The sequence below is a fragment of the Acinetobacter sp. UBA5934 genome, assembly GCF_002430855.1.
Taxonomy (GTDB): Bacteria; Pseudomonadota; Gammaproteobacteria; order Pseudomonadales; family Moraxellaceae; genus Acinetobacter.
In genome coordinates this window covers 1-7,741 of record NZ_DJDC01000008.1, presented here as the reverse complement: position 1 = coordinate 7,741, position 7,741 = coordinate 1, and the positions used below count along the sequence as shown (strand labels likewise).

The 7,741-nt window shown below is 42.2% G+C and carries 9 protein-coding genes; 4 read left to right on the top strand and 5 right to left on the bottom strand.

Annotation, left to right across the window (positions count from 1 at the left end; translation table 11 throughout):
* The 3 genes from dnaQ to nudC form a co-directional block, all read left to right on the top strand.
* A partial coding sequence (gene dnaQ / locus B2Y23_RS00345; RefSeq protein ID WP_291368348.1) for a DNA polymerase III subunit epsilon occupies positions 1 to 810 on the top strand: 810 nt, incomplete at its 5' end.
* A gap of 126 nt (positions 811 to 936) precedes the next feature.
* Positions 937 to 2,580 (top strand): chemotaxis protein, encoded by a 1,644-nt coding sequence (locus tag B2Y23_RS00340; RefSeq protein WP_291368346.1) that lies wholly within the window; start codon positions 937 to 939, stop codon positions 2,578 to 2,580.
* Positions 2,580 to 3,353 carry an NAD(+) diphosphatase gene (gene nudC, locus B2Y23_RS00335; RefSeq protein ID WP_291356148.1) on the top strand — a complete coding sequence of 258 codons (774 nt, stop codon included), beginning with the start codon at positions 2,580 to 2,582 and terminating at the stop codon, positions 3,351 to 3,353. Before B2Y23_RS00340 ends, nudC begins: the two co-directional genes overlap by 1 nt.
* Position 3,354: 1 nt before the next feature.
* Here nudC and B2Y23_RS00330 read toward each other — a convergent pair whose 3' ends face one another.
* Genes B2Y23_RS00330 through B2Y23_RS00315 form a run of 4 tightly spaced genes read right to left on the bottom strand, consistent with a single transcriptional unit; the run spans position 3,355 to position 6,339 of the window.
* A complete protein-coding gene (locus B2Y23_RS00330) occupies positions 3,355 to 4,242 on the bottom strand; it encodes an alpha/beta hydrolase (protein WP_291356150.1) in 888 nt (295 codons plus the stop codon).
* Positions 4,232 to 4,915 (bottom strand): BON domain-containing protein, encoded by a 684-nt coding sequence (locus tag B2Y23_RS00325; RefSeq protein ID WP_291356152.1) that lies wholly within the window; start codon positions 4,913 to 4,915, stop codon positions 4,232 to 4,234. The genes B2Y23_RS00330 and B2Y23_RS00325 overlap by 11 nt, the downstream gene beginning before the upstream one ends.
* A gap of 60 nt (positions 4,916 to 4,975) precedes the next feature.
* Entirely contained in the window at positions 4,976 to 5,404 is a 429-nt protein-coding gene (locus B2Y23_RS00320) for a YraN family protein (RefSeq protein ID WP_291368344.1), read from the bottom strand.
* Positions 5,404 to 6,339 (bottom strand): penicillin-binding protein activator, encoded by a 936-nt coding sequence (locus B2Y23_RS00315; protein WP_291356156.1) that lies wholly within the window; start codon positions 6,337 to 6,339, stop codon positions 5,404 to 5,406. Before B2Y23_RS00315 ends, B2Y23_RS00320 begins: the two co-directional genes overlap by 1 nt.
* 12 nt (positions 6,340 to 6,351) lie before the next feature.
* On the opposite strand from B2Y23_RS00315, the gene rsmI reads away from it, so the two are divergent.
* Positions 6,352 to 7,191 (top strand): 16S rRNA (cytidine(1402)-2'-O)-methyltransferase, encoded by an 840-nt coding sequence (gene rsmI / locus B2Y23_RS00310; protein ID WP_291356158.1) that lies wholly within the window; start codon positions 6,352 to 6,354, stop codon positions 7,189 to 7,191.
* A gap of 80 nt (positions 7,192 to 7,271) precedes the next feature.
* Here the strand turns inward: rsmI and B2Y23_RS00305 are convergent, their stop codons facing one another.
* Entirely contained in the window at positions 7,272 to 7,520 is a 249-nt protein-coding gene (locus B2Y23_RS00305; RefSeq protein ID WP_291356160.1) for a hypothetical protein, read from the bottom strand.
* Positions 7,521 to 7,741 lie beyond the last annotated feature (221 nt).

Below are 7,741 nucleotides of genomic sequence, written 5' to 3'. Positions count from 1 at the left end.
GAACAGCCTGAAAATTTAGAAACAATTGAAAATACCGATGAGTCTGCTTCAGTCACTTCAGATTCCACCGAACTACATCCGCAAATTGTGATTACACCGCCGACCTTAGAGCTGCATGGCCCCCGTCAATTGATTCTGGATACGGAAACTACCGGTTTCTATTATCAGGATGGTGACCGGATCATTGAGGTGGGCGCGATCGAAATGATTAACCGGAAACTTACCGGCAGCTCAATCCATATTTATATCAATCCGAAAAAACCGGTTGGTGATTCGGTGAATGTCCACGGTATTACCGACGAGTTCCTGCAAGACAAGCCGCTGTTTGAAGAAATCTCACAGGTACTGTTTGACTATCTGCAAGATGCCGAAATTATTGCGCATAACGCGACCTTCGATATGAACTTCCTGGATATGGAGTTCAAGCGTGCAGGCTTTGTCGCGCTTTCTGAAGTTTGTGAAGTGACCGATACCCTGGCAATGGCTAAGTCCAAGCATCCGGGACAGAAAAACTCCCTGGATGCCCTCGTGCGTCGTTATGAAATTCCACAGCGTGACCGTACCTTCCACGGTGCCTTGCTCGATGCGGAAATTCTGTCCGATGTTTATCTGGCCATGACCGGTGGACAGGTCTCTTTTGATATGGATGCCCTGTCACATACCGAAGAACAAGGCGGCAGTTCAGGCACTGTAAAAATCGAAATTGAATTGCCTGTAATTCTTCCATCAGATGAAGAACTTACCGAACATGAGAAATGGGTCAAACAATTTGAAGAAAAGCATGGAACGCCTTGCCTTTTTGCCAAATAAAATCTAAATTTCAAGCAGTAATTTCGCTTTTAAAATACAGTTCTTCAGTTATAGTAATTCCAAAGAGGCCCCGTCCGATAAAGCGGGGCTCATATATAGATAATACTCAAGGAAAGGTGCAGATCCATGTCTTACCAAACCTCTATACATTTTGATCCAACAGCTTTACTGATAATAAAAAATGAGGTTGATAATTCAATTAAATTAGTTGAATCAGCGGTTAGTTCCTTGGCAGAAGACCAGACTTTACCTTTTGGTATTGATGATGCACTGAATCAGTTTGAGCAATGTGCCCAGGTTCTTGCCCTGATTGATATGCAAAGCCTGGCTAAAATTGCCCAGTATTCAGCAGAGTTAATGCGCAAGATTATGGGGAATCCTGCGCAAATTAATACTCAGGAAGTGATTGCCTTAAGTGAAGGCACCACCATGCTGAAACGCTATATCGAATTTATTTGCTTGCGTGAAGTTAAAATTCCGCAATTCCTGCTCGACACACTGAATCGCCTGGAAATTGTACTGGGTAAACCTCTTACCCATGAAGGTCAGCATATCGAGTCATTACTGGACTGTATCACGCCTGATTTTCAGCTGCCTCAAGCGCCAAGTCTGGAAAAATCACAATATGTACACCGCCTGTATAAATTGTCTTTAAACAAGCTGATTAAGCAGGAAGAAACTGAATTTGATTTGCAAGCGATCAAATTGGTCGGTGCATATTTGGCAGGTCTGGCAGAAAACACGCCAAGCAAGCAATACTGGAATCTGGTACATGTGGCATTTAGTCAAATGGATCATTTGCTGTTAAACGATCCACGTTTACGCACCTTGATCAGTATTGAACGAAATATGGCGCAATATTTCAGTGCTTCAGATCGCTTCAAGCCAACGCTGCCGGATTTATCTAACATCTTGAGTTTGTGTATTAGTCAGGAAGATGACACGGCTCAGCATATTCGTAGCCAGTTAAACGTTGGTGAAGATCATCTGACCGATACGCAATTGCAGGTATTTAGCCGCCATCTTTATGGACCTGACTTTGATACCATGCATACCATTAGTGAACTTGTGACCACGGAAATGGCACAAATTCGTAATGATATCGAATTCAATTATCAAAACATGACCGCCGAGAAAACGCGGGAACTCCAAGACAAATTAATCAGTCTTGCCAACATTTTCAAAGTGCTCAATCTGAATGAAGCCTTCAATGATTTATCTCGTCAAGCCAGCTTGCTGGACAAGACCGAAGTGCTGAAAGATGAAAGTTTTGCTCAACAATTGATGAATTGTATTTTATCGGCCATGAATTCCATTGGCGTTCTGGAACGTCACCACACTTCAAGCCGTTTACAGCTTCGCGTCCACAACATGAACATCTCTTTAGACCGCTTAGATGAAGCGCATGATGCTTTACTCAATGAAACTAAAGCAGCGGTTGGCCAGACTAGTGAATCTTTAATGCAATATTTGCAAGATCAGAACCTGGCAGCTCTGGAAAACATTCCAACCCAATTACGTGAAATTGGTGGCGCCCTGCTGTTCTTAAATGCTGAATCTGGTCAGAAGTCATTAAATACTGCCGCAGCGTTTGTTCAACAGCAAATTGAAAATTCTGCGACTATCAGTACTGAACAAATCAATCACACGCTTGATACCTTGGCCAGTGCCGATATGCTGATTGACAATTTAAAATCGAAACAGCCTGTATTACAGTCGATGTTTGATGTAGCATTGGAAAGTAGTGAAAAACTGAAAACTGTAGCCTAATGTCTGAATTGTCACTTGCTTATATATTTCATCAACATCAACTTTTAGTCGATGAAAACTTTCAACTCCCCCGGGTAGAACGTTTGGCAAGTGACCTTCAGGTCAACACGGGTGATCAGGTGATTGCCCGTGATCTTCTCGAAAATGAGCCGCTTCCCGCAGGCTTGCAACTGGTTCCTATCCGCCAATTATTAACACTCTGGGATAGCAAACAGTTTGAAACGGCCAGCCGTGCCATCCAGCTCTTAGAATGGCGTAGAAATCATCAGTTCTGTAGCCATTGTGGGCATAAAACCGAAGCCCATCCGACTGAATATGCCATGATTTGCCCTGCCTGTCGTTATCATCAGTATCCGCGGGTACAACCTTGTGTCATCACGGTCATTACACGGGGCGACGATGAAATTCTGCTGGCAAAAAATGCGAACAACAAAAGCAATATGTATGGTCTGATTGCTGGTTTTGTTGAAGTAGGAGAAACCCTGGAAGAAGCGGTACGCCGTGAAACTTTTGAGGAAGTGGGTTTAAAATTAAAAAATATTCAGTATCTTGCCAGTCAGCCTTGGCCTTTTCCAAGTAACTTGATGCTCGCCTTCCGTGCTGAATATGCATCTGGCGATATTCAGCTACAAGAGGAAGAAATTAGCGATGCGCAATTCTTTAAAATGGATCAACTGCCTGAAATTCCATTTAAAGGCAGTATTGCCTACGCCATGATTAAACACATTACCGAAGGTCATCCGGTTGCAGATGACACCCGAGAATGGCTCTAAGTTAGGGTTTTAGCGCCTCTTCCAGCACCGTTAAAATCTGTTTTTTGGTCTGGAAATAGCGACTAAACAAACTGGAAACTGATCCCATAATCGACACATGACCGGTACCGGGAATGGTAATCATCTGGCTGTGATTGCCCTTTTCCTGCAAAATACGATGTAAATCTTCTGAATTACTATGACCCACCACCTGATCATTTGCAGCTAAGAACAGGTAATGTCGCACCGTATTGGTTTCTACAAAATAATAAGGCATTACCTGCTGATATGGCACAGTCTGATCGAAGGCATCCGCACAAATCGGATCACCTTTATAATCAAAATGATAAGGTCCAGACAATCCAATAATGGCACGAATTTGACTGCGGCATTGCAAACTGTAAGGCGTCGGATGATAAAGGGCTGACATGATATTAAATGCACCGGCAGAATGCCCCATCAGCACTATTTTTTCAGTCTGGATATTTAATTTGGACTGATGCTGAGTCAAATAATTCAGCGCCAGACTCAGATCATCAATATAACTGGGAAACACATGCTGCGGCGCAAGATGATAGTTGATCACTGCAACATCATAGCCCTCTTTGGCAAAGGCCTCACCGACAAAGTGATAATCTTTTTTATCACCATGCAGCCATGCGCCGCCATGAACAAACACGATTAAAGGCCGCTGCTCGAGAGGTGATGCAGCAGAGAAAATATCGAGGCGTTGCCGTGCTTTTAAGCCGTAAGCAATATTTTCATGTAGCGTATAACCCTTTCGCGGGGTTAAACGATTCAATGCATAACTACCAAAATCGTAAAGGCGAAAATTCTTGTACTGTATTTTCACTTTTTCGACTTTTTGCTGGATTTCCTTTCTGACCGCTTGTACAACCTTATTGAGCATAGGTTGGCTCAGCCTGATCCGGATCAATCGCTACCGGTGTCTGTTCAACCGGCTGAGCATTCACTACAGGACTGCTAAAACTTGAAGTCACTGCACCGGACTGTTCTACATTATCAATCAGCGTAATAATTTTGCTGACATTGCCTACTTGTTGCAGCACCTGATTTAAATCATTAATTTCTGCCGTATTTAAACGTCCCATGACATATAAAACACCATTTTCGGTGTGAATACGCACTTTACTGTCAGAAACAACTACCGCTTTCATAATCAGGCCACGCGTATTCGCAGTGACCGTGGTATCTTGCATAATCGTGCTATAACCAATCTGGTTACCGACAGCAATATAATTATGTACGGTTTTCACATCGCTCATGGCACGGACATTATCTTCAGCCAACTGTTTTAAGTGGGCATCAGGCACTTGACCTGTTAATAATACATTGCCATGAAAACTTTCAATATTGATGCGAGATTGTTTAAAGCGACTGTCTAATTTATATAAATTGATTTTGGCGGTACGCTCTATAGAGGAATCGATAAACACCTGTCCAAGAGAACGCGCTCCACTTTCTGTACCTACCGGGGCGGATCCTGTGCCACTCGAGATAAAACTTGCACAACCAGATAAACTTGCTACACACAGTAACGTCATTGCAATACGGTTAAACACTCAGCAAGACTCCTCATTATTCAGTTCTATTTTATGTCAGCATTTACGCTATGATTTTGTTCAAAGATTAATAAACTCTTGATCAAAAGTAAAAGCATTTTCAATCCATTGTTGATCATAAGTGAATTTAGAAAAATCTTGCTGTATGGTTTTTGCAAATTGTTGAAGAAAATCAAAACAAATCACATCAAAACGGCTATAAAAGTTTTGAAACTCCTGATGGGCATCTAAAAAGCACAGTGCCGACTTCATAATTTTGCGCTGTTTGGATAAAGAAATACTTTCAAAGGAATGAGCATATTGAGTCACTGAACGTGCTTTGACTTCAACAAAAACCAGTTCCTGAGCATGCTGTACAATCAGGTCAATTTCACCGTAACGACAATGATAATTTGCTGCAACCAGCTGAAAGCCTTGAGCCTGTAATACGTTCAAAGCCTGCTGTTCCGCCCATTGGCCTAACTTTAAAGGTGTCGGAAGATTTGACATTACAATGCCCGAATTCCCTTTTTAGTATTTTCATAACAATGTGGAATGCGCTGGATTTGATTATTATTAATTTGAATTAATCCGGTGCGCCCCTGAAACTGCATACTTTTTAAGTCGGGCTCTGCCAGATATTGGCTTGCAATATGCCAGGCATCTCCGCCAAAAGCGATCAGACGCTGATAAGCCATAGAAACCGCGTTTGGCTGATTGGCTGGTATCACATCCGGCCATTCTGAGCCATATAAGGCCGGAGCATCACAAAATTTCACACCTACCGGCAATATCTGACCTTGTTCAATAGAATTGGGTAAAATATAGATATTTTTATGCGGCAACTTGGTCTGGTTATTCAGCCAGGCATTATTGCCTAGCAACAATAAACCGGTGTGCTTATTTAACTTTTTGGGTGCTTCCTCGATGATATTCAGCGGATAATCGGTCTGGGTCAGTAAGGAAATCAGAAACAGTTCATTATCAATTTCGGCATCCTTTTGCTGCAACACATACAGTTCCTTGATCTGATCATTTTGTAATACCTGATTCAGCGCCACTGCATCATCCTGCTTGGACAAACTAAATTGTCCCACATTGGCAAGTTGTGATGACACTTCATTCAAGGCCAAAACCCGAACCTTTGGCTGCGCCTTAATTACTGCTTCTACATCTTGACGTGCCAAAGGTCCAACCACCATTTGAGTTTTTTTATTGACATTTTGTTTAAGCAACTGCGCAATTTGTTTTTTGTCCGAGTTTACAAATTTAATTGCGGTTTTCAGCTCTGATGCCTGATAAGCACCCATAAAACCCTGTTTGATACTTAATCCGGCTCGCGCCAAAGGTCCCGATTCGGGTAAAATGACCAGCACTTCAGCTTGGGCGTGGTTAAAAATGCAATACAGGATGAAGCTCATCAATATTTTTTTATTATTCAACATTGGAGAAACCTTATGAGTGCTCAGTTATTTGTTGTAGCGACCCCAATTGGGCACTTAGATGACATTACTTATCGTGCTATTGATATTCTAAAGTCTGTAAGCGTCATCGCGGCAGAAGATACACGTACTTCTGCTCAATTATTAAAGCACTTTAATATTACAACTCCGCTTACTGCCTGTCACGAACATAATGAAAGCAATAAAATTGACATATTGATCCAGCGATTGCTGAAGGGCGAAAATATGGCACTGATCAGTGATGCAGGTACGCCGCTGATTAGCGATCCGGGTTTTAAACTGGTTCGTGCAGCCCAAGAAAACAATATTCGTGTTGTACCAGTGCCTGGTGCCTGTGCAGCGATTGCGGCACTCAGTTCTGTCGGCTTGCCCAGTGACCGTTTTAGTTTCGAAGGCTTTTTGCCTTCTCGCCAGTCACAACGCCTGATTCAGTTAGAAAAGCTGAAAGATGAAACCCAGACCCTGATTTTTTACGAAGCGCCGCATCGTATTTTAGAGTCGGTTAAAGATATGGCACAGGTGTTTGGTGCAGACCGAGCTGTGGGTTTTGCCCGTGAAATTACCAAGACCTTTGAAACCATTAAAAAAATGACTTTGGCAGAATTGGTTCAGTTTATTGAAGCTGACCATAACCAGCAAAAAGGTGAAATTGTACTAGTGATTGGCGGTGCAACTGCAGAAAAGGATCTGGACCAAGAAAAACTGGACAAGTTATTGACCCGTTTACTACAGGACTTATCTGTTAAGGCCGCTTCGCAACTGGCGGCAGATTTAACTGGAATAAAAAAGAAAGTGGCGTATCAACGCGCTTTGGAACTCAGCAATAAAATCTGAGGGACTTTGGGTTCAAAAGCAAAAAAGCATCACAAAGTGATGCTTTTTTATACCACAGTTAAAACCGGTACAAGATTGAATTAATCTTTTACTGACTCGTCTGCAGGCACTTCAGTGATGCGACCACCACGAGCAAGGAAAGCAGCCACTTCATCTTCCAGAGCTTGACGCTGTTTCAGTTTGGCAGTCACTGTCAGCGTTTCAGCTTCTGCAACATCACCATCAGTTGCAACTGTATCACTGTCAGACGCGCCTTTTTCAGCGGCTTTTGCTTCATCTTCATCGACTGCGGTTTCTTCTACATCATCGTAGTCATTCATATCTGTCATCTTTATTTCTCCCCAAAAATGACTTATATCAATCCAATTTAAATTCGATTGCGAACTAGGAAGAAATTTAACAATCTCTGCACGTTTCGCATAGAGTCAATTTTAAAAAAATCGTATCTTTTTTAATCAAAAAAGTAACCTTGTATAAATATTTGTACAAAAAACGATTTTTTCAGCCTCAAACTGCATAACGTGTATCTTTTAATATCTGCAAACCGTTG